Origin of the sequence: Pseudomonas sp. IT-P74, assembly GCF_949768175.1 — a bacterium.
GTDB lineage: Bacteria > Pseudomonadota > Gammaproteobacteria > Pseudomonadales > Pseudomonadaceae > Aquipseudomonas.
Window position 1 is genome coordinate 1 of sequence record NZ_CATKQD010000048.1, and the last position, 758, is coordinate 758.

General features: G+C 64.4%; 1 protein-coding gene. It reads right to left on the bottom strand.

Annotated features, from left to right (window positions below):
• A partial coding sequence (locus ACM6J5_RS20440; RefSeq protein WP_414929222.1) for an Ig-like domain-containing protein occupies positions 1 to 758 on the bottom strand: 758 nt, incomplete at both ends.

Below are 758 nucleotides of genomic sequence, written 5' to 3' on the forward strand. Positions count from 1 at the left end.
CTCTCAGGGCGTTGTCGGCCACCACAATTGTTGCGGTCGGCGGGACGGTGTCGATGGCGTAGTTGCCTGAGGAACTGATCCCGCTGCCGGTATTGCCCGCCAGATCCGCCACGCCAGTGTTGGCCAGGCTAATGACGTTGGTCGCGCTGATGATGCCTGCTGTCGGGGTGAAGGTGGCGGTCCAGGTGATGCCGCCGTCACTGCTGCTCACCGCACTCAACGTGCCATTGGCGACGCTCAGGTCGGCGTTGGTAAAGCCGGTCACGGCCTCGGAGAAGGTGATGGTTACCAGTGACGTTTCGCCCGCCGCCAGCGCCGTATCGGCCAGCACGATCGTGGCGGTCGGGCGGACCGTGTCGATGGCGAAGTTGTTGGAATCGGTGGTGCCGCTGCCGGCGTTGCCCGACAGGTCGCTGACCCCGGTGTTATCCAGGGTGATCAGGTTGGTCGTGTCGTTGATGCTCGCCGACGGCGTGAAGGTTGCCGTCCAGGTGATGCCGCCGTCGCTGCTGCTCACCGCGCTCAAGGTGCCGTTGGCAATCGTCAGGTCGGCGTTGGTGAAACCGCTCACCGCTTCAGTGAAGGTGATCGTCACCAGCGAGGTTTCGCCGATTCTCAACGCCGTGTCCGTCACCACGATGGTGGCCGTCGGGCGCACGGTGTCGATGGCGTAGTTGTTGGAATCGGTGGTGCCGCTGCCCACGTTACCGGTGGCGGCAGCCTGCACGCCGGTGTTGTCCAGGGTGATCAGGTTGGTC